The following is a 20,141-nucleotide window of genomic DNA, read 5'->3' as shown; positions in this document are numbered from 1 at the left end:
GATGTTTAACACATTTGCACATAGTTGCTTACTCTCTCTCCACACAAAGAAGGAACAGGCTGAAGCTATTATGTGGTTTTGCCAAAAGGACACTGGCAATCCTGAAATCTCTTTAGCAACCATTAATCAATATTTTGAAGCCGCCTGTTTGCCAAAGTTGAATGTAACCCGAGCGAAAACAGCCTTTGCTAAAAGCAAAAATGTATGTAAAGGTAGTAAGTCTGGCTTATACAAGCTAACACTCCCTGCAGTTACTGCTTTTGAAAAAGAGTATGGATATTTGTGGGAAACAGAACCGCAAATTGAGGACGCTGCCGGAATTTCGAGAACATCATATCTTTCTGATGAAGAGATAAGCCAAGCTCAAAAAATGGCCCAATTGTATATGGTTTTGCATTGTTATGAAAACTCTGCACGCAAACTGGTGGAACTGGTGTTATACAGGAAACTAGGGGATAATTGGTGGGAAATTGCGGCAAATTCCGCTCAAAAGAGTAAGGTGAAATCCAGGAAAGAAACAGAGAAAAAGCACTGCTGGCTTACTCCTCGTGGCGATAATCCATTATTCTATATCGACTGGGCAGACTTACTTTCCCTTATTCGAAAATATGAAGCGGATTTTCTTCCTTATATCAAAGATATTAAATTTGTAGAACTTCGTTTTGAAGAGCTAGAAAGAGTTCGTAATATAACTGCTCATAACGGCTTTCTCCCTAATAGTGAAGACTTTCAACGTGTAATATTATCTTTTAAGGATTGGTGCCGACAAACAACAAATATCCAATAATCAGATCGCGCACTTTCTCACGATTTTCCCTTATTCAGATATCGCAGCAAAGGCTTTCTCTTTGTTGCGTACAAAGCCAGGAAGCTTTTATAAAAGACTTCCTGGCTTTGCTATTTGTTCCTACGAAAATGGTATCTATCGTGCGCCGCAAAATCGTATAGTGAAAACACTTTGGTAAGATCTAAAAATCTTGATTTCCTCTACGGCGCCTCTGTTTAGAGGAAGTTTTTGGCTTCATTCCGTTGCGGAAATAGGTGGCTTCATAACTGTCAAAGAAAACAAATAATCCGAACCCATCCCCTATCGGAAACAAGTTCGGATTATATTGGTTTGGTGCGGATGGGGGGACTTGAACCCCCACGTCCTTGCGAACACTAGCACCTGAAGCTAGCGCGTCTGCCATTCCGCCACATCCGCATATTTGGTTTTCATCGCTTGAAGGTGGTGCGAGTGACGGGACTTGAACCCGTACGTCGATTGACACACGCCCCTCAAACGTGCCTGTCTACCAGTTCCAGCACACTCGCATTCTCTTTCGTATCGAGTCGCCTCACTGTCAGCGACAAATAGTATTATATCGAAGAAGACGCATATTGTCAACATATTTTCTGCAAAAAAACAAAAAAATTCGGGACCGTTTTTCGGCCCCGAAAACTCAGCGAGCGGCGCGCCACTCGATCAGCTGCGCGGCGATCGAGACGGCAATCTCCGCAGGGGTCTGCGCGTGGATCTCCAAGCCGATGGGCGTGATAATGCGCTGCTGTGCGGCATCAGAGAACCCTTCCTGCGTCAGAGTGTGGAACAGTGTTTCGCGTTTGCGGCGGCTGCCCATCAGTCCGATGTAGGAGGCGGGGGTGGACAGCGCATAGCGCACCGCGTCTGCGTCGCCTTCATGACCGCGCGTCATGATGCAGAAGCCATCTGCTTCAGTGGGGCGCAGCGTCCCGGTGAGCATCCCGGAAAGTTCGGATAGGGGAACGATCAGCGTTTGCTCGGCGTGGGGAAAGCGGGCAGGCGAGCAGAAGTCCGCACGGTCGTCGATGACGAGGTGCCGGAAGTCCAGCCGGCACAGCAGCGCGCACAGCTCATGCGACACATGTCCGCCGCCGATGACAAATACCCGCCCTGCGTCGGTCAGAGGCACACACAGCGCATCTTTGCCGCGCAGCGATAAAACAGACGGACGGGCAGGCAGCGCGCCGTCCTGCGCGATATGAGGCGCAGAGCCGTCTAGCGGCAGGCACAGACAGGCAGGCGTTCTGTCCTGCAAGGCAGTGAGCGCTTCGCGCAGCAGCGCAGTGTCGTGCAGGGGGGTGAACAGCACCTCGGTCGAACCGCCGCACACCATGCCCAGACTGCTTGCCTTGCGGTTGTCCAGTTCAAAGTGTTCCAGATGGCCGCAGGCGGGTTGTGCGGCCGCCAGCTCAAGACAGCGGTGTTCGAGTAAGCCACCGCCAATCGTGCCGCACAGCAACCCCTGTGTGCCCGCCAGCAGCATTGCGCCTTCTTTGCGCGGCGTCGAGCCGGTCGCGCGGGCGACCGAAACCAGCAGGACAAGGCGGCCCGCCTCGATTTCGTGCAGTGCGGTGGTCAGCAGTTGCTCAAACATTTGATATCCTCCTTATCGGGTCAGAAGCAATACGTTTTCCGGTGCGATGCCCAACACTTCGGGCAGCGCGGCGGGTTTGCGGTCTTTGGGCATGCGCCACCAAAGGGGCGGCGTGTTTTGGCCCTGTCCCGCGTAGCGGAACAGCAAAATCCATTCAAACGGTTCTTCCAGTTCGCCCACCCATTGCACGTTTGCGCGGTTAGCGGCGGCGCGGGCGTGGAAATAGTGTGCGCGCAGGCCGATGGCATGCACTTCGTCCGGCACGGGATGCGCGGCGGTAAAACGAAGCCCCCATGCGGGCGCTTCCACTGTCCACTCGTCGACTTTGCGGGCGGGGGTGATGTTTTTGCAGCCGGTCAGGCGGGCGGCGGCTTCGCTGCGTGGGTCGGCAAAGACTTCTTTGGTTGCGCCGTCGCGCACAATGCGGCCGCTCTCCATCACGCAGAGCTGACCGCACAGGTGGTAGGCCTCATCGCGGCTGTGTGTGACCAGCACGGCCTGTCGGCCGTAGGAATGCAGCAAGGCAACAAACTGCGGCTGCAGCTGGTCGCGCAGATGGCTATCCAGCGCGGAGAACGGCTCGTCCAGCAGCAGCAGGCGCGGCTCGTTCACCAGCATGCGTGCGAGGGCCACGCGCTGTGCCTGTCCGCCGGAGAGCTGCGCCGGGCGCAGCTTTTCGAGGCCCTCCAGCTGCATCATTTCGATGATGTCCCGCAGGCGACGCTGGCGCGCGGCGGCATCGCGCTCACGGTGCAGGCCGGTCAGGATATTTCGTTCGACCGTCAGATGCGGAAACAGGGCGTATTGCTGGAAAAGATAGCCCACGCGCCGTTGCTGCGGCTTGAGATTGATGCCGCGCGCGGAGTCGAACAGGGTTTCGCCGTCCAGCATGATGCAGCCGCTGTCCGGCGTTTCCACGCCTGCGATGCATTTGAGCGTCATGCTCTTGCCGCAGCCGGACGCACCCAGCAGGCCGGTGACGGCATTCTCCGCGTCAAAGGCGGTTTCCAGCACAAAATCGCCCAGTTTTTTGCGGATATCCACATGCAGGCTCATACGCGGCGCACCCCCTTTTGTCGGCGCTCCAGTAGGTTGACGGTCAGCAGCACCGCCGCCGAAATGGCAAGGTTGACCAGCACCCACAGAAATGCATGGGCATCGTCGCCCGTGCGCCAGAGCTGATAGACCGTGGTCGAGATGGTTGCGGTCTTGCCGGGCGTGTAGCCAATCAGCATGCTGGTTGCGCCGTACTCGCCCAACGCACGCGCAAAGACCAGCACCACGCCTGCGATGATGCCCTGACGGCAGGCGGGCATACGGATGCGCCAGAAAATGTAGGTATTGGATAAGCCGAGCGTCTGTCCGGCCTGTGCAAGCGTTTGGTCAAAGGCCTCGAATGCGCCGCGCGCGGTACGGTAGAGCAGGGGAAAGGCGACGACCGCCGCTGCAATCACGCCGCCGTACCACGTCATGACGAATTTTACACCGATCTGCTCAAGCGCAATGCCGAGCGGACGGCGGGAACCGAACAACAGCAGCAGAAAATAGCCCACGACTGTGGGTGGCAGCACGAGCGGCAGCGTGAGCACCACGTCGAGCACGCCTTTCATTAGGCGCGGCAGACGCACGGCGTAATAGGCCGCGGCAATGCCGGTGAAAAATACGATGATGCTGCTCAGCGCCGCGATGCGCAGGGAATTGAAGAGCGGATACCAGTCCACAGGGAAATACACTCCTTTGGCAAACGGGGCAGGACACGTGCCCCGCCCCGTCTGTGTTGTTTGAAATTAGGAAACCGGGGAGAATCCCACGGACTCAAATACAGCCATCGCCTCGTCGGTGGAGAGATAGTCGAGAAACGCTTGCGCCGCCTCCGGATGTGCCGAGGTCTTGAGCACCGCGGCCGGATAGATGACCTGTCCACACATGTCGGCGGTCGCTTCATCCACGACGGTCAGGCCATCGCTGAACGCGTCGGTTGCGTAGATGATGCCTGCGTCCACGCTGCCCTCACGCACCTGTGTGGTCACTTCCTTGACGTTCGTGCCGTAGGTGATGCAGCCCGCGGCTGCAAGCGCGGCTTCGTCCAGCCCGTAATGGGTCAGAATCTTCTGGGTGTATTGCCCGACCGGCACATCGCTGTTGCCCATCGCCAGCAGGATATCGCCTGCCTGCAAGTGCTGCGCGAGCGAATCAAAGCTTTCGATGCCCTTGGGATTGCCCTTAGGTACGGCGAGCGTGACCTTGTTTTCCAGCAGGTCGAGACGGCTGTCCGACTGCACGAAATCCAGCCCTTCGGTGTTGACCGAGGCATCGGCTGCCGCGTCCAGCTGATCCATCTGCTTTTGTGCAGCCGAGATGAACACGTCGCAGTCCGCGCCCTCCTGAATCTGGGTCTTGAGTGTGCCGGAGGAATCGAAGTTGAAGGTCAGTGTCACGTCGGGCGCGACAGTCTTGTAGTCCTCCGCAATCTGTTCGAGCGTTTCGGTCAGGCTTGCCGCCGCGAATACGACCAACTCGGTCGGTTCGCCGCTGTCCGCGTTTGCCGAAGCGTCCGCTTCTTTGCTGCCCGATGAGCAGGCGGTCAGGCTGGCCGCCATACACGCGGCAAGCAGCCCTGCAAGTAGTTTCTTCATGGTGTGTCTCCTTTGTCCCGTCTTTCAGGGATGATTTTATTTTCAACCCGTCGGCTTTACGGCGCGGTCGAAGCAAAAGTTAGCGGGCGCAGTCCATCCGCTCGCCGCGCAGCAGTGCGTGCGCGTGCGGAAGCTGGTCCAGAAAAACATCCATGCACTCCGTGCAGGCCTTGGGGCTGCCGGGCAGGTTGATGATGAGTGTTCGTCCGCGGATGACGCTGACGGCGCGCGTCAGCATTGCGCGCGGGGTGATGCGCAGGCTGGCTGCGCGCATGGCCTCCGCGATGCCGGGCGCGAGTCGCTCGGCGGCATCCAGCGTTGCCTCTGGCGTGAGGTCGCGTGGGGAAAAGCCCGTGCCGCCCGTCGTAAGAATCAGGTCGGGCTGGCGCTGGTCGGCCAGCCGGATGAGGGCTTTGGTCAGCCCTTCGCGTCCGTCGGGCAGAACAAGCTGTTCGAGAATCGTATAGCCCGCCTCTTGCAGCCGACGCGCGACGGCGGGGCCGCTTTCGTCCTGCCGCTCGCCCGCGGCGCAGCGGTCAGACAGGGTGATGACTGCTGCCTGCAAGGGCAGCGGCGTGTCGCGCGGCTGGACGGTCATTTCATCGCCCACCGCAATGCGCCCGCCCTCGAGCACACGCGTAAAAATGCCCTCGCGCGGCATGATGCAGTCTCCCATCTTGTGAAAAATCGCGCAGTGGTGGTGGCAGGCTTTGCCGATTTGCGTGACCTCAAGCAGCACCTCGCCGCAGCGCAGCAGTGTGCCGACCGGCAGTGTGCGGAAGTCGATGCCCTCGACCACCAAATTTTCCCCGAACGCGCCGGGCGCAACATCCGCGCCGCGCGCATTGAACGCGGCGATCTCGTCCGCAGAAAGCAGGCTGACCTGCCGATGCCAGTCGCCCGCGTGCGCGTCGCCGTCCAGACCGTGGTTTGCCACGAACAGTGCCGCGCCGCGGTCTTTTTTTTGTACGCCGCGCACCGCACTGGTGCACACAGCGAGTACCTTTCCCATATTATCCTCCAATTTGGTTCATGGATTTGTGTTCCGTGATGTTTTCCCGCTGTTGGAAGCAGTGCGCGGCGGGTTTTTGCAAAATTGCTTCGCGCATTGCGTTCCGCAGCGCATCATCGTCCGCGCCGCCGCGCAGCAGAGAGCGCAGCTCCACGCCCTGCTCGTAGCACAGGCAAGGCTTGAGCAATCCGGTGCTGGTCAGCCGAAGGCGGTTGCAGCGGTCGCAAAAGCCGTGGCTGACTGCATCAATCAGGCCGAGACAGCTCTGCATACCGGGCGCGCGAAAATACCGCGCCGGCCCATTGCCGCGCGGCTCAGATATCGGCTTTAGCTGCGGCCAGCGTGCGCGCAGACGGTTGAGTGCGATATCAGCGCTTGTTGTTTGGCCGGTTTGCGTTGTGCCCAGCGGCATGCGCTCAATAAACCGCACATCCACCGGCAACGTCTGCGTCAACTCGGCCAGCGGGATAAGCTGGTCGGCGGTTTCGGGCAGCAGCACAGCGTTAATCTTGGTCGGCAGGCGCGCGGCGCACAGGCGCACGGCGCGCAGCACTTCGTCGGCGGTGTGTGTGCGGCGGGTCAGACGCTGGTACTGCGCGTTGTCCAGCGTGTCCAGGCTGATGTTGACTCCGTCCAGCCCTGCCGTGCACAGTTCGTCCAGCAGGGGCGGCAGCAGCAGACCGTTGGTGGTCAGAGTGACCTGACGGACACCGGACAGTGCTTTGAGATGTCGAATAAAGTCTGCGCAGCCGCGCCGCACCAGCGGTTCGCCGCCCGTGACTTTGAAGCGGTTGATGCCGAGCGAAACCGCCGTCTCTGCGACGCGCAGCAGTTCCTCATAGCGCAGCAGTTCATCGTGCACAGTGGGCGGCACGCCTTCGTCCGGCATGCAGTAGCGGCAGCGCAGGTTGCAGCGGTCGGTGATAGACAAGCGCAGGTAGCGGATTTCTCGTCCGAATGAATCCAGCATATTACACGCCTTTGCCGAAGCCGCAGTTCGGGAAGTGACACTCCGGGCAGTTCAGACACAGTCCGCCGTGGCCGAGACCGGCCAGCCACTCCGCCGTGACCGGCACATCGGCCAGCAGGCGCGGCAGGACAAGGTCAAAGATGGTGCGTTTCGCGTACATCACGCAGCCCGGCAGGCCGCAGACCGGTCGGCCGTCCGGCAGGTAGGACACGAGGAACATCGCGCCGGGCAGGACGGGTGCGCCGTAGCTGACGATCCGTGCGCCTGCTTGACGGATGGCAAGCGGGGTGCGGTCGTCCGGGTCGACACTCATGCCGCCGGTGCAAAAAATCATCTGCACGCCGTCAGAGGCCGTTTGCGTGATGGCGGCGGTGATTTCGTCCGGGTCGTCGCCGCAAATGGCATGCGCGGCCATTTCGCAGCCATATTCAGCAAGTTTACGTTCCAGAACGGGGGTGAACGCATCCTCAATCAGCCCGTTTGCAACCTCGCTGCCTGTGGTGACCACACCGAATGTGCGCGGACGGAAGGGGAGCAGCTGCAACAGCGGCGTATCGCCCGCCGTGCGGCGCGCCTGCTCCATCTTTTGCTTTTCGATGACGAGGGGGATAACGCGTGTGCCGCACAGCTTGTCGCCCTTTTGGACCGGAAAACCGCCCGCGCGCGTCGCAATCATCATTTCGCCCAGCGCGTTGACCGCGCGCAGACGATCCACATCGACCAGCAGCAGACCGTCCTCGTCCGCAATCAGCTCGATTTTGCCCTCCTTAGGAGCGGTTGCGTGCATGTGCGCACCCTGACACAACGCACGCAGGATTTCCGCTGCATCGTTTTCGTGCAGCATATTTTCGTTGTTTTCCCAGATGTAGATGTGCTCCTTGCCGACGCTCAGCAGTACCGGAATGTCCTCCGGCTGGATGATGTGTCCCTTGCGGAATACCGCGTCCTTGGTCACGCCCGGAATAATCTGGGTGATATCATGGCACAGAACCTGCCCGACGGCGTCCTGTGTGCGCATCAGTTTCATGATAAGCCTCCAACAGTAAAATGCGGATTGCAGACGCAATCCTTGCTATGGTAAAATTGTATCATATTTGAGCACGGGCAAGCAACCGCTAACCGTTCGGTCGGGGCGGGCAATGTTGCCAAAGTTTTTCGTTGTATTTTTAAAAGTTCAACCAAAATATGCAAAAATGCGGCAATTTTGTTGGATCATTGCCGATTTATGCGGAAAATGATAAGGTAGATAAAGGAGGAGCGCAGATGGAACAGCCGCTGAAGGTGCGGGCAAGCCTGCGCATCGTGCGGGAGGACAAGCTGTTTGGCCCGGGCGTGGCGCAGCTGATGGAAGGGGTAGAGCAGCTCGGCTCGCTGCGGCGCAGCGCGGCGCGCATGGAGATGAGCTACAACAAGGCGTGGAGCGTGGTGCACGGCTGCGAGGAGGCGCTGGGCTTTGCGCTGCTCGAGCGGCATATCGGCGGTGCGGGCGGCGGCGGTGCGGTGCTGACTGAACGGGGAAAAACGCTGCTTGCGAGATACCGGGCGTTTTCGAACAAAGCACATGAATTGCTTGACCAGATGGCAGAAGAATATTTTTCGGATATTTTGAAGGAAAGGTGACAAACATGCAGGAACAACAGCCTTGGGTATTGGTGAGAGGCGCGGGCGATTTGGCCACCGGCGTTATTGTGCGGCTGCACCGCTGCGGCTTCCGTGTGGCGGTGACCGAATGTGCCAACCCTTCCGCCATCCGGCGGCGCGCGGCGCTGTGCGAGGCGGTGTGGCAGGGACAGGCAGAAGTAGAAGGCGTGACCTGCCGCAGTGTGGCGGACGCAGACGAAGCGGCGCACGTATCGCAGGCGGGCGAGGTGCCGCTGTTGGTGGACGAGTGTGCTGCGTGCGTATCTGTGCTGCGCCCGGCGGCAGTCGTGGATGCGATTCTGGCCAAGCGCAATTTAGGCACCAGTCGGGAAATGGCGCCCATCACGGTCGGCCTTGGGCCGGGCTTTACCGCGGGCGAGGATGTGGATGCGGTGGTTGAGACCATGCGCGGGCATCATCTGGGGCGCGTGATTTTGCAGGGTGCGGCGATTCCCAACACGGGCGTGCCGGGCGTCATTGCAGGCTATGCTGCCGAGCGGGTCATCCATGCGCCTGCATCTGGCGAAATGGTGTTCGTGCAGGACGAAAATGGGCAGACTATCGATATCGGCGCGTTGGTTCGCAAGGGACAGGAAATTGCGCGTGTCGGCGGTGTGCCGGTGCTCGCCACGATAGACGGCGTGCTGCGCGGCCTGATTCGCGCGGGCTATCCGGTGACCGAAGGACTCAAGATTGCGGACATCGACCCGCGGCCCGAACAGGTAGCCTATTGTGATACGGTGTCCGACAAAGCACGCGCCATCGGCGGCGGCGTGGTTGAGGCGCTGCTGCAGCTCGCGCGAGAAAAGGGCATTCGGCTGCTGTAAACAAGAAAAGAACGGGCGATTTGCCCGTTCTTTTTTATTCTGAAAATATCCAGCCGTGCAGCAAGTCGGGACTGGCATACAGACTGCCGATGCGGCAGTCCAGCCCTTCTGCGGCCAGTGCTGTGGCGGCAGGTTCGGCCAGCGCCGCAAGAGCAGGTGTGTCTGCCTGATTGAGCAGCACGCGCATCGTTTTTTTCGGCAGACCGCAGGCCGCGGCGGTTTCGCGCACGCAGTACAGCAACTCCGGGATGCCGACAAGCCGTTCCGGGTTCGCGGCCCAGTCGGGGCACAGCGCATAGCGGTGTACGGCATCTCGTATCGGCCTGCCGAGTGCGGATAGACCCGCTACAATCAGGCATAGGTCGGTCTGCGGCGGCAGCACCGGCTCGTCTGCGCGGTGCAATTTCAGCGGCAGACGGTGTGCGCCGTCTGCCTCGCATAGCACGGTATCAGCTGCCGCAGCCGCTTGCGTGAGCAGGGCGGGGGAGAACGCACACAGCTTACCGCCCTCCGCCTGTCGGCCGGCACAGACCGCACCCGGGAGCTGGAGCTGCGCAAGCAGCGCATCCGGCGCAGGGTCAGTCAGCACTGTGCGGCAGTCCGGTGGCGGGACAGGGAACATATGGGTCGTGGTGGTCACCAGCACGCGGCGGGATGCCAGCGCGCGGGTGAGCGCACGCAGCGCGGTCGTTTTGCCGCCCGCGCCGACAATAGAAACAATTTTCGGCTGCATTGCTCAGTCCTCATTCTGCCACAGCAGGCGGTATGCGCTATTCTCGACGGCATAGAGCGCTTCCGCGTCCGTATCGAGTAGGTGGCGGCAGTCACATTCTGCCGAAAAACGCACACAGGTGCCGCAGGACGAACTGAGCGCGCGCGGCACGGGCTGCATTTTCGCCTTGCAGCCCGCGTTTTGCAGCGCCTGAAAGCTGAGCATTGCGCTCAAGTGTGTGTGGAAGGTTGCAACAAACTCGCTCATGCCTTTTTGGTTAGTGTCAGGGCGAATTCTTCGTCGCCCGTTTCGCGGGATGCCGCCTCGTAGCCGTTGTTATGGGCAAAGCGGGTGATGTTTTCCACTGCGCATGGGTCGTCGACCAGAACTTCCAGCTTATCAGGCGCGTTTTTCTTGACTTCCTTCTGCACCATGACTACGGGCATGGGGCAGGAATATCCTCTTGCATCAATCATTTTGTTTTTCCTCCCGATGTAAATTCGCGTAAGAGATAATGGCAAGCAGGATCAGGCCGATAACAATGCCGATGCGGCCAGCCTGCGCCACGCCGCCTGCGGTGAATACGCCGTCCGTCATTGCGTCCGCATTGCCTGCCATACCGAAGTTGTGCGCCAGCGCCGCGCCGACCAGCATGCCGAACACGGTGACCGCGCTGTCGCCGCTGCCCTCACCGGCCAGAATGAGTTGACGCAGCGGACAGCCACCCAGCAGTACCGAGCCCCAGCCCGCCATCGCCATGCCGAGGAAGCTCCACACATAGTCATGGTGGGCAATCGGCTGCACGGCGAGGGTAGGGTTAAAGTTACCCAGCACAAGGTTGCCGACCAGAACGGTCACAAAAATAGCGATAAAACCGGTCAGTAGGTGAAAATCGCGGAACAGGAACACGTCGCGCAGCCCGCCCGCCATGCACAGACGGCTTTTCTGCGCCAGCACGCCGACAATCAGACCGCCCGCGAGCGAAATCAGCCACGGGGCGTGGCTTGCGCCCGGGCCTGCCTGCGAAAAACGGATGAAGGACGGCGCAAGCAGCAGCAGCGCCAGTACGGCGATGACAAAGCCGGGCAGCACAAAGCCGTCCGCTTTCTGCACTTTGCGCGCGCGGCCGAGTGAAAAGCCCTTTTTCAGGCACAGTACGCCCGCGCCGATGCCAGCGGCAAAGCCGATAAGGCCCGCAATCGCGGTCACGTCGCCGCCGCCCAGACGCAGCACCATGCGCAGCGGGCAGCCGAGGAAGGCCAACGCGCCGACCATGACAATCATGCCAAGCACAAAGCGCAGAGCGGGCGCGGAACCGGCGCGCGCGCGGAATTCCTTGCTCGTAAGCGCGGCAACTGTCGCGCCGAGGACAAGGCCGACAATCTCAGGGCGCAGATACTGTACTTTTTCTGCACTGTGCAGACCCAGTCCGCCCGCGATGTCGCGGAGGAAACAGGCGATGCAGAAGCCCATATTGGCGGGGTTGCCCGCCGCCGTGAGCGCCAGCGCCGCAAGGCCGACGACCACACCGGTGCAAATCACCAGATACTTGTTTTTGTTCATGTGAATCTCCTTTGGTTTGTGAAATGTATGCTGCAACAAGGCCGGTTTTACATTTGTCCGGTCCTGTGTTACACTGATTGAAAAGTATGCGGATAAAGTGCTCCGCAGACGTCGGGAGGAAAATGCCATGCATTCGGTTTATCTGGACAACGCCGCGACCTCATTCCCCAAACCGCCTGCTGTCGCCGCGCGCATGCGGGAATATGTGGAACAAATCGGCGCGAGTGTCAGCCGTGGCTCATATGCATCTGCGCAGCAGGCCGAACTGATTACGCTGCGTTTGCGCCAGCGTTTGTGTGAGTTGTTTGCGTTTCAATCAATACCGCATGCAGTGCTGACGCCGGGCAATACTTGGGGACTGAACCTGCTGCTGTTCGGCGCGCTGCGGCCGGGCGACCATTGTCTGGTGTCTGCGATGGAACACAACGCGGTTATGCGGCCGCTCGGGCAGCTGGCCCGCCGCGGCGTGACGTTCGACCGCATCCCGTGCGACCGGGAGGGGCGCTTGCAAATCGGTCAAATCGAGCCGCTGCTGCGGGAAAACACCCGTCTGGTGCTGCTCGCGCATGCGTCCAACGTGTCCGGTACGGTACAGGACGTGCAGGCGGTCGGGGAGATTTGCCGCACGCGCGGCATTCCCTTTGCGCTCGATGCCGCGCAGACCGCGGGGCATGTGCCGATTGATTTTGAAGCGCTCGGCCTGAGCGCGCTGTCTGTACCCGGTCATAAAGGTCTGCTCGGTCCGCAAGGTATTGGCGCGCTGCTGCTGCAGCCGGACTTTGCGGAAACGCTGGAGCCGCTGGTCAGCGGCGGCACGGGCAGCGTGTCGGACTCCGAGGAAGTGCCCGCGTATTTTCCTGATAGGCTCGAGCCGGGTACGCCCAACCTTCCTGGGATATTCGGTTGGGAGGCCGCGCTGGACTATTTGCAGCAGGTGACTATTCCGGCGGTACAGGCGCATGACTGTGCGCTGTCGCAGCGCTTTCTGAACGGGTTGCGAGTCATTCCGGGTGCAGTCCTCGTCGGTCCGGACACGGCAGAAGGCCGCGTTGGGGTGTTCAGTCTGGATTTCCCGGGAAAGGATAATGCTGAGGTCGCGGTATCGCTCGAGGAGCGCTTCGGCATCCTGACGCGCTGCGGGCTGCACTGCGCGCCCAGCGCGCACCGCACGCTCGGCACGTTTCCGCGCGGCACGGTGCGCCTGTCCTTCAGTTGGTTTACTACCGAAAGCGAGGTTGACCGTGCGCTGGAGGCAATCGCTGCTGTCAGCGCAGAATAACGCGGGCCGCCCCCGCAAAATCCGAAACCGTTCCGATGCGCCGCGCATCCGGGACGGTTTTTTGCAGTTCGGCCGCCAGCGCGTCCGCGTCTGCGGCATTCACTGCAATGAGCAGACCGCCTGAGGTCTGCGGGTCATACAGTGCGTCCTGCACTTCGAGCGGCACACCATCCGCCGCGACCAAGGATTCCGCGTATTTGCGGTTGCGGTACATGCCCTCGGGCAGAATTCCCATGCGGGCAAATTCCAGCGCTTCGGGCGGGATGGGCAGTGCGGCAACATCCAGCTCCAGCTGCACGCCGCTGCCCTGCGCCATTTCGAGTCCGTGACCGAGCAGACCGAAGCCGGTCACGTCCGTGCAGGCATGCACGCGAAACTGCACCATCGCGTCGCGCGCGGCCTTGTTGAGCGTGGTCATGCGCGCAAAAACAGCATCCAGCACGTCGGGTGGACACAGGTCGGCCTTGGCGGCGGTCGTCAGGATACCTGCGCCGAGCGGCTTGGTCAGAAACAGCACGTCGCCTGGCTGTGCGCCTGCGTTGGTCAGCACCTTGTCGGGATGCACAAAGCCGGTCACACACAGGCCGTATTTGGGTTCCTCGTCCAGAATGCTGTGGCCGCCCGCGATGACTGCGCCGGCCTCATAGACCTTGCTGTAGCTGCCGCGCAGCAGATCGTGCACCGCACTGTCCGGCATGGACTTCGGGATGCACAGTAGGTTGAGCGCGATGCGCGGCTCACCGCCCATGGCGTATACGTCAGACAAGGCGTTGGTCGCCGCAATCTGTCCAAACAGATACGGGTCATCCGCGATGGGCGGGAAAAAGTCCACCGTCTGCACGAGCGCGAGGTCATCCGTGACGCGATAGACCGCTGCGTCATCACTTTTGTCAAAGCCGACCAGCAGATTTTCGTCCGCGCGCACGGCAAGACCGTCCAGCAGGCGGGCAAGCGTACCCGCGCCGACCTTTGCGCCGCAGCCTGCGCAACTAGCGAGTTTGGTGAGTTTGATTTCCTGTTCCATAGGCCGCTCCTTCTGAAAAAGTGGAGGAAACGGATAAAAGACCGTTATCCTTATAAAAAGATAACATGTGTCGTATGAAAGGTCAAGCGGATGCGTGCACGCCTTTGCATACCGGGTGAAACTATGCTATAATGCAGTACATATGAAAAAAATACAGGGAGGGGAAGGCCGGTGCTTTCCAATAAAAGCAAAGCAATCGGGTTTATTCTGCTGTCTGCGTTCGGCTTTGCGCTGATGAGTACGTTTGTGCGTCTGGCAGGCGATTTGCCGTCCATGCAGAAGTCATTTTTCCGTAATCTGGTTGCGATGGTGGTTGCAGCGGTGGCGCTGCGGCGCAAGGGCGTCAGCTGGAAATGGGAAAAGGGCAACCTGCCCATGCTGCTGCTGCGCGCGACCTGCGGCACGCTGGGTATTTTGTGTAACTACTATGCGATTGACCGCCTGGTGCTGGCGGATGCGAATATCTTAAATAAAATGTCGCCGTTTTTTGCCATTTTGTTTTCGCTTTTCATGCTCAAGGAGCGTGCAAATGTCTGGCAGTATCTGGCGGTGCTGGCGGCGTTCGGCGGCAGCATGCTGATTATCAAGCCGGGCTTTTCGGCGGATATGTTTCCGGCGCTGATTGGTCTGTTCGGCGGTATTTTTGCGGGTGCGGCTTATACGGCGGTGCGCGCATTATCCAAAAAGGGGGAGAACAGCGCGCGCATCGTGTTTTTCTTTTCGACATTTTCCACGCTGGTCTGTCTGCCCTATTTGATTGTGGATTTCCACCCAATGCAGTGGTGGCAGCTGGCGAGCTTGCTGGGTGCAGGTGCGGCGGCAACGCTTGGTCAGTTCGGCGTGACGCTGGCCTATGCGCATGCGCCGGCAAAGGAAATCTCGGTGTTCGACTATACGCAGGTGCTGTTTTCCGCGCTGCTCGGCTTTTTCCTGTTCAACCAGATTCCGGACGGGCTGAGTGTGCTTGGTTATATTGTGATTTGCGGTGTATCGGTGCTGATGTTCTTCTATAACCGCACGCTGGAAAGTCGGGAGCAGGCCAATGGACGGAGTTGAACTGCGCCGCTCCCGCCGCCGCACGCTGGGGCTGGAGGTCACGCGCGAAGGGCGTGTGATTGTGCGCGCTCCCTTGCGTGCGTCGTCGGCTTCGATTGAGCGGTTTGTCCGTGACCATATGGACTGGATTGCCCGTGCACAGGCGCGGCAGCGGGCGCGTTTGAAAGCGCATCCCGAGCCGGATGAGGCGCGGCAGGCGGAGCTGATGCGCCGTGCGCGGGAGGAGCTGCCGCCCAAAGTGACGTATTACGCGCAGCGGATGGGGCTGAAACCGGCCGGCGTGCGCATTACGTCGGCGCGCACGCGCTTTGGTTCGTGCAGCGCACAAAACCGACTGTGCTTTTCGTGGCGGCTGATGGATTATCCGGACGCGGCGGTCGACTATGTTGTCGTACATGAGCTGGCGCATATCGTGCACAAAAACCACGGCCCGCGGTTTTGGGCGCTGGTAGAACAATACATGCCGGATTATCGCGCCCGTCGTGCGCTGCTGCGGGAGTAGGGGCTGAAGGAGGAAGGAAAATGACGATTGCGGAAATCGCGCGCCGCGCAGGGGTGTCCAAGGCGGCGGTATCGCGCTATCTGAACAACGGTTATGTCAGTTCAGAAAAGCGGGAAGCCATTCGCCGCGTGATTGAGGAGACCGGTTATGTGCCTTCGCAGCAGGCGCAGACACTGCGCACGGGTAAAAGCCATATGATTGGCGTGATTGTGCCGCGCATTGATTCGGAGTCTATCAGCCGCGTGGTGGCGGGCATTTCGCGCGTGCTGGAGGATTACGGCTATCGGCTGCTGCTGGCTAACACGGATAACCGCATCGAAAAAGAGCTGGAATATCTGGAGGTGTTCCGCAGCGGTAATGTAGACGGCGTGATTCTGGTGGCAACAATGCTCTCTGCTGCGCATCGCAAGGCGTTGACAGCGTTGGGCGTACCGGCGGTATTGGTTGGACAGCAGATGGATGGGATGTCCTGCGTGTTTCACGATGACCGCGGTGCGGCGCGCGCGGTGACCGAGCTGCTGCTGCAAAACAACCGCCGCCGGGTGGGGTATATCGGCGTAACACCGCGCGATAAGGCTGCAGGCGCGGCACGCCGGGCAGGCTATCAGGACGCGCTGCATGCTGCTGGAGAGGAGCCGCAGTCCGAATGGATGGAACAGAGTGATTTCTCCATTGACGGCGGTTATGCAGCGGCGGAGCGGCTGCTGGCCCGCGTGCCGGATATTGAGGGGGTTTTTTGTGCAACCGATTCCATAGCGATTGGTGCCAAGAAGCGTTTGGAGGAGCAAGGCAGACACATTCCGGACGATGTGGCGCTGGCAGGTATCGGACATTCCCGTATGAGTGAACTGGTGCGGCCGCGTCTGGCAACAGCACATTATTATTACCAGACCAGCGGTGAGGAGGCGGCGCACGATCTGCTTGAAATCATCGGACAGGGCGTGGATAGGAAAAAACAGCTGATGCTTGGATTTGAGGTTTGTCCGGGCGAATCAATATAACCATAAGAAACGCGAGAGAGCAGCCTGTGTTACACAAAACACAGGCTGCTTTTTTGTGTATGTTATACAGTGTCTGTTGCACAGTGTTCAAAAATGACAGGAAAGGTTTAGATAAAATTGCGCATTTACAAAAATACTGGTACAGCGGTATAATGAATGCAGAAAAGATGAAATCGATTTCATATATAACAAGGAAAGGGCGGAACAAAGGTGGACTATAGCAAAGCGGCTTCCGAGGTGCTGGACTGCATCGGCGGAAAGGATAATGTGATTTCGGCGGCACATTGCGCGACACGTCTGCGGCTGGTGATAGCAGACAATAAAAAGGTGAATAAGGACGCGCTGGAGAATGCGACGGGCGTGCAGGGCGTATTTGAGGCGCAGGGACAGCTGCAAATCATTTTCGGCACCGGTACGGTCAACAAGGTGTATGATCAGTTTATCGCGCAGTCAGGTGCGGCGGCGGTCAGCAAGGACGAGGCCAAGGCGCAGGCGGCGCAGAAGGGCAATTGGTTCCAGCGCGCTATCAAGACACTGGGCGATATTTTCGTGCCGATCATTCCGGCGATCGTGGCTTCGGGCTTCCTCATGGGTATCATGGAGTCGCTCAAGTTTATGATTAACAACGGCTTCATCACGCTCGACAGCACCAGCTCGCTGTTTGTGTTTGCCGATTTGTTTTCCAATGTGGCCTATACCTTCCTGCCGATTTTGATTGCGTTCTCGGCGGCCAGGGTGTTCGGTGGCAATCCGTTCCTCGGCGCGGTTATCGGCATGATTATGCTGCACCCCAATCTGCAAAACGCATGGACGGTGGCCACCGAGGGCGTACATACCTATCAGGAAGTGTTCTTCGGCCTGTATAAGGTGCCGCTGGTCGGTTATCAGGGTCACGTCATTCCGGTTATCATCGCGGTATGGCTGATGAGCTTTATCGAAAAGAAGCTGCACAAAGTGGTGCCGCCGATGTTCGACCTGTTTGTCACGCCGTTGGTTTCCGTGTTCGTAACCGGCTATCTGACGCTTGCGGCCATCGGCCCGGTGTTCACTACGGTTGAGAATTTTGTCATCAATGGTGTGCAGTGGCTGATTGCCATTCCGTTCGGCATCGGTTCTTTTATCATGGGCGGCCTGTATGCCACAACCGTGGTTTCCGGCATCCATCATATGTATACGATCATTGACCTCGGTCAGCTCAGCGCCTATGGTGTGACCTACTGGCTGCCGCTGGCCAGTGCGGCAAACGTCGCGCAGGGCGGTGCAGCGCTTGCAGTCGCCATCAAGACCAAGAACAAAAAGCTCAAGTCCATGGCGCTGCCCGCATCGCTCTCCGCGTTTATGGGCATCACCGAGCCTGCCATCTTTGGTGTTAACCTGCGCTTTGTCCGGCCGTTTATCGCCGCGTCGATTGGTGCTGCATGCGGCGCGCTGTATGCGTCTGTGGTCGGTCTGGGCGCGACCGGCACGGGCGTGACCGGTATCTTCGGCATTCTGCTGCATCTGCATCATCCGATCCAGTATATCCTTACGATCGGTATTGCCACCGGCGTTGCCTTTGTAATATCGTGGATTCTGGGCATTCCGGAGGAAAAAGACCAAAAGAAAACCGCACCCGTACAGGAGGAAAAGCCTGCGGTTGCCGCGCCGCAGGGGGATATCGCACTGGTGTCTCCGCTGAGCGGCGAGGCGGTTTCGCTGGAGGAAACCAATGATCCTGCGTTCATGGCCGGGGCACTGGGCAAGGGTGTAGCAGTAAAGCCTGCGGAAAACCGCATTATTGCACCGTGTGACGCGACGGTATCTGCGGTCATGGGCCACGCGGTTGGGCTGGAATGCGACAACGGCGCAGAGCTGCTCATTCATGTGGGCGTAGACACAGTCAATTTGGAGGGCAAGTATTTTACTGGCCATGTGCAGGAGGGCCAGCGCGTTAAGGCGGGCGACCTGCTGCTGGAGTTTGACAGCGCGGAGATTCAAAAAGCCGGTTATCCGGTCATTACGCCGGTCATTGTGACCAATACGGAAAAATTTGCGTCCGTGGAGCCGTCGTTCGGTACGGTACAGGCCGGGAAAGACACGGTTCTGACGCTGAAATAATAGGAGAGAATCGCCATGAGCAATGCATTACAACGGGACCTTGTGCGGCTGGTGCGCCGCATTGAGCGGGAGGATGGGCCGCGTGCGGCGGCCGACCCCTTTCGCCAGCGCTTTCATCTGATGCCGCCGGTCGGCTGGATGAACGACCCCAACGGCCTGTGCCGCTGCGGCGAGTGGTACCATGTGTTCTATCAGTATGGTCCGTTCGACCCGACGGGCGGCGTTAAGCTGTGGGGTCACTATCGCAGCCGTGACCTGCTGCACTGGGAACAGCTGCCGCCCATGATGTATCCCGATCAGCCGTGGGACATTCACGGGGTGTATTCCGGCTCGGCGCTGGTCGAGGACGGAACGCTGTACCTGTACTACACGGGCAATGTCAAGTTTTCGGGCGATTATGATTATATTACGGCAGGGCGCGGTCACAACACTGCGCTCGCCGTTTCGCGCGACGGAGTAACGGTTGAAAGCAACGAGCTGCTGATGGAAAACCGCGATTATCCCTCCGATTTAACCTGCCATGTGCGCGACCCCAAGGTATGGGCGCAGGACGGCAAGTATTATATGGTGCTCGGCGCGCGCACCAAGGAAGATCGCGGCGAGCTGCTCGTCTATGAATCGGCAGACAAGCGGAACTGGCAGCATATCAATACACTTACAACGCCCGAGCCGTTCGGTTATATGTGGGAGTGCCCCGACCTGTTCTGTTTGGACGGACAGTGGTTTTTGCAGTGCTCACCGCAGGGTGTAAAGCAGCAGGGCAACCATTTCCAGAATGTGTACACCTGCGGGTATTTCCCGCTGTGCGGCGACTTCCGCGGTGAATACACGCTGGGAGAATTTCAGGAACTGGATTGTGGTTTTGATTTTTACGCGCCGCAGACCTTTGCAGATGGCCAACGTCGTGTGCTCATCGGCTGGATGGGTATGCCGGATGCGCCGTATACCAATCCGACCGTAGAGCAGGGCTGGCAGCACTGTTTGACCGTACCATGCCTGCTGCGGCGCGATGGTGAGCGGCTGCTGCGTACGCCCGTTCCGGAGATTGACGCGCTGCGCGGCAAACATGTCGCGCCTGAGGATGCAAGCGTATTCGACATGGAGTGCCGCACGCAAAAGCAGGGCAGACTTGTCATCCGTGGCAGCGCTGTGATAGAATGGAAAGAAGGACTGCTTCGTCTGACGATTGACGGCGGCGGCGCGGGCCGTACGGTTCGCTGTGCGGAGGTGCCCACGGTGCAAATGCTGCGCGTGCTGGCGGATGCGTCCTCGTTGGAAGTTTTCATAAACGACGGAGAGCAGGTGCTGTCTACCCGCTATTATCCGGCACCCTATACGCATGGTGTGACAGTGTTTGGTGCGGAAACGCAGATTTGGGAGATGGGTTCGCTGCAAATTACGGAGCAACAGGATGTGAAATAACAT

The 20,141-nt window shown here is 59.2% G+C and carries 21 protein-coding genes and 2 tRNA genes; 9 read left to right on the top strand and 14 right to left on the bottom strand.

The window, feature by feature from the left end; all coding sequences use genetic code 11:
• Position 1: 1 nt before the first annotated feature.
• Positions 2-787, top strand: a complete 786-nt coding sequence (locus ACESSO_RS01840; RefSeq protein WP_373163343.1) for a Swt1 family HEPN domain-containing protein — start codon at positions 2-4, stop codon at positions 785-787.
• A 331-nt stretch (positions 788-1,118) separates the two neighbouring features.
• Here ACESSO_RS01840 and ACESSO_RS01835 read toward each other — a convergent pair.
• The 9 genes from ACESSO_RS01835 to ACESSO_RS01795 form a co-directional block, all read right to left on the bottom strand.
• Positions 1,119-1,204 (bottom strand) — tRNA-Leu (locus ACESSO_RS01835).
• Between the two features lie 25 nt (positions 1,205-1,229).
• Positions 1,230-1,314: transfer RNA gene (locus tag ACESSO_RS01830), tRNA-Leu, on the bottom strand.
• A gap of 128 nt (positions 1,315-1,442) precedes the next feature.
• Complete coding sequence (locus tag ACESSO_RS01825; protein WP_373163342.1) at positions 1,443-2,396, bottom strand: XdhC family protein; 954 nt, start codon at positions 2,394-2,396, stop codon at positions 1,443-1,445.
• Between the two features lie 12 nt (positions 2,397-2,408).
• Complete coding sequence (locus ACESSO_RS01820) at positions 2,409-3,452, bottom strand: sulfate/molybdate ABC transporter ATP-binding protein (protein ID WP_373163341.1); 1,044 nt, start codon at positions 3,450-3,452, stop codon at positions 2,409-2,411.
• Positions 3,449-4,117 (bottom strand): molybdate ABC transporter permease subunit, encoded by a 669-nt coding sequence (gene modB / locus ACESSO_RS01815; RefSeq protein WP_373163340.1) that lies wholly within the window; start codon positions 4,115-4,117, stop codon positions 3,449-3,451. The genes ACESSO_RS01820 and modB overlap by 4 nt, the downstream gene beginning before the upstream one ends.
• Positions 4,118-4,183: 66 nt before the next feature.
• Positions 4,184-5,032: a molybdate ABC transporter substrate-binding protein gene (modA, locus tag ACESSO_RS01810; protein WP_373163339.1), complete on the bottom strand. Its 849-nt coding sequence runs from the start codon at positions 5,030-5,032 to the stop codon at positions 4,184-4,186.
• Between the two features lie 79 nt (positions 5,033-5,111).
• Positions 5,112-6,044 (bottom strand): molybdopterin-binding protein, encoded by a 933-nt coding sequence (locus ACESSO_RS01805; RefSeq protein WP_373163338.1) that lies wholly within the window; start codon positions 6,042-6,044, stop codon positions 5,112-5,114.
• A 1-nt stretch (position 6,045) separates the two neighbouring features.
• Entirely contained in the window at positions 6,046-7,014 is a 969-nt protein-coding gene (gene moaA / locus ACESSO_RS01800) for a GTP 3',8-cyclase MoaA (protein WP_373163337.1), read from the bottom strand.
• Between the two features lies 1 nt (position 7,015).
• Positions 7,016-8,041 (bottom strand): molybdopterin-binding protein, encoded by a 1,026-nt coding sequence (locus tag ACESSO_RS01795; RefSeq protein ID WP_373163336.1) that lies wholly within the window; start codon positions 8,039-8,041, stop codon positions 7,016-7,018.
• Between the two features lie 236 nt (positions 8,042-8,277).
• Between ACESSO_RS01795 and ACESSO_RS01790 the strand changes: the two genes are divergently transcribed.
• The gene (locus ACESSO_RS01790; protein ID WP_373163335.1) at positions 8,278-8,634 is read left to right on the top strand and encodes a winged helix-turn-helix domain-containing protein; all 357 of its coding nucleotides are present in this window, start codon (positions 8,278-8,280) and stop codon (positions 8,632-8,634) included.
• A gap of 5 nt (positions 8,635-8,639) precedes the next feature.
• Positions 8,640-9,482 carry a selenium-dependent molybdenum cofactor biosynthesis protein YqeB gene (gene yqeB / locus ACESSO_RS01785; RefSeq protein WP_373163334.1) on the top strand — a complete coding sequence of 281 codons (843 nt, stop codon included), beginning with the start codon at positions 8,640-8,642 and terminating at the stop codon, positions 9,480-9,482.
• A 34-nt stretch (positions 9,483-9,516) separates the two neighbouring features.
• Here yqeB and yqeC read toward each other — a convergent pair whose 3' ends face one another.
• Genes yqeC through yedE form a run of 4 tightly spaced genes read right to left on the bottom strand, consistent with a single transcriptional unit; the run spans position 9,517 to position 11,757 of the window.
• On the bottom strand, positions 9,517-10,215 hold the full coding sequence (yqeC, locus tag ACESSO_RS01780) for a selenium cofactor biosynthesis protein YqeC (protein WP_373163333.1): 699 nt from the start codon (positions 10,213-10,215) through the stop codon (positions 9,517-9,519).
• A gap of 3 nt (positions 10,216-10,218) precedes the next feature.
• Positions 10,219-10,461 carry a DUF3343 domain-containing protein gene (locus ACESSO_RS01775; RefSeq protein WP_373163332.1) on the bottom strand — a complete coding sequence of 81 codons (243 nt, stop codon included), beginning with the start codon at positions 10,459-10,461 and terminating at the stop codon, positions 10,219-10,221.
• On the bottom strand, positions 10,458-10,670 hold the full coding sequence (locus ACESSO_RS01770; RefSeq protein WP_373163331.1) for a sulfurtransferase TusA family protein: 213 nt from the start codon (positions 10,668-10,670) through the stop codon (positions 10,458-10,460). Before ACESSO_RS01770 ends, ACESSO_RS01775 begins: the two co-directional genes overlap by 4 nt.
• Positions 10,663-11,757 (bottom strand): YedE family putative selenium transporter, encoded by a 1,095-nt coding sequence (gene yedE, locus ACESSO_RS01765; protein WP_373163330.1) that lies wholly within the window; start codon positions 11,755-11,757, stop codon positions 10,663-10,665. Before yedE ends, ACESSO_RS01770 begins: the two co-directional genes overlap by 8 nt.
• Positions 11,758-11,884: 127 nt before the next feature.
• Here yedE and ACESSO_RS01760 point away from each other — a divergent pair, with 127 nt between their 5' ends.
• Complete coding sequence (locus tag ACESSO_RS01760; RefSeq protein ID WP_373163329.1) at positions 11,885-13,036, top strand: aminotransferase class V-fold PLP-dependent enzyme; 1,152 nt, start codon at positions 11,885-11,887, stop codon at positions 13,034-13,036.
• Here the strand turns inward: ACESSO_RS01760 and selD are convergent.
• Entirely contained in the window at positions 13,023-14,060 is a 1,038-nt protein-coding gene (selD, locus tag ACESSO_RS01755) for a selenide, water dikinase SelD (RefSeq protein ID WP_373163328.1), read from the bottom strand. The two genes, ACESSO_RS01760 and selD, sit on opposite strands and share 14 nt — an antisense overlap.
• Positions 14,061-14,231: 171 nt before the next feature.
• Between selD and ACESSO_RS01750 the strand changes: the two genes are divergently transcribed.
• The 5 genes from ACESSO_RS01750 to ACESSO_RS01730 all read left to right on the top strand — a co-directional run bounded on the left by ACESSO_RS01750 (position 14,232) and on the right by ACESSO_RS01730 (position 20,138).
• Positions 14,232-15,116, top strand: a complete 885-nt coding sequence (locus ACESSO_RS01750; protein WP_373163327.1) for a DMT family transporter — start codon at positions 14,232-14,234, stop codon at positions 15,114-15,116.
• Entirely contained in the window at positions 15,103-15,618 is a 516-nt protein-coding gene (locus ACESSO_RS01745; protein ID WP_373163326.1) for a M48 family metallopeptidase, read from the top strand. Before ACESSO_RS01750 ends, ACESSO_RS01745 begins: the two co-directional genes overlap by 14 nt.
• Positions 15,573-16,619: a LacI family DNA-binding transcriptional regulator gene (locus ACESSO_RS01740; RefSeq protein ID WP_373163616.1), complete on the top strand. Its 1,047-nt coding sequence runs from the start codon at positions 15,573-15,575 to the stop codon at positions 16,617-16,619. The genes ACESSO_RS01745 and ACESSO_RS01740 overlap by 46 nt, the downstream gene beginning before the upstream one ends.
• A 210-nt stretch (positions 16,620-16,829) precedes the next feature.
• On the top strand, positions 16,830-18,716 hold the full coding sequence (locus ACESSO_RS01735; RefSeq protein WP_373163325.1) for a glucose PTS transporter subunit IIA: 1,887 nt from the start codon (positions 16,830-16,832) through the stop codon (positions 18,714-18,716).
• Positions 18,717-18,731: 15 nt separating this feature from the next.
• A complete protein-coding gene (locus tag ACESSO_RS01730; protein WP_373163324.1) occupies positions 18,732-20,138 on the top strand; it encodes a glycoside hydrolase family 32 protein in 1,407 nt (468 codons plus the stop codon).
• Positions 20,139-20,141 lie beyond the last annotated feature (3 nt).

Origin of the sequence: Agathobaculum sp. Marseille-P7918, assembly GCF_964248325.1 — a bacterium.
GTDB lineage: Bacteria > Bacillota > Clostridia > Oscillospirales > Butyricicoccaceae > Agathobaculum.
The sequence above is the reverse complement of the archived record's forward strand: the minus strand, read 5'-3'. Positions and strand labels throughout refer to the sequence as shown.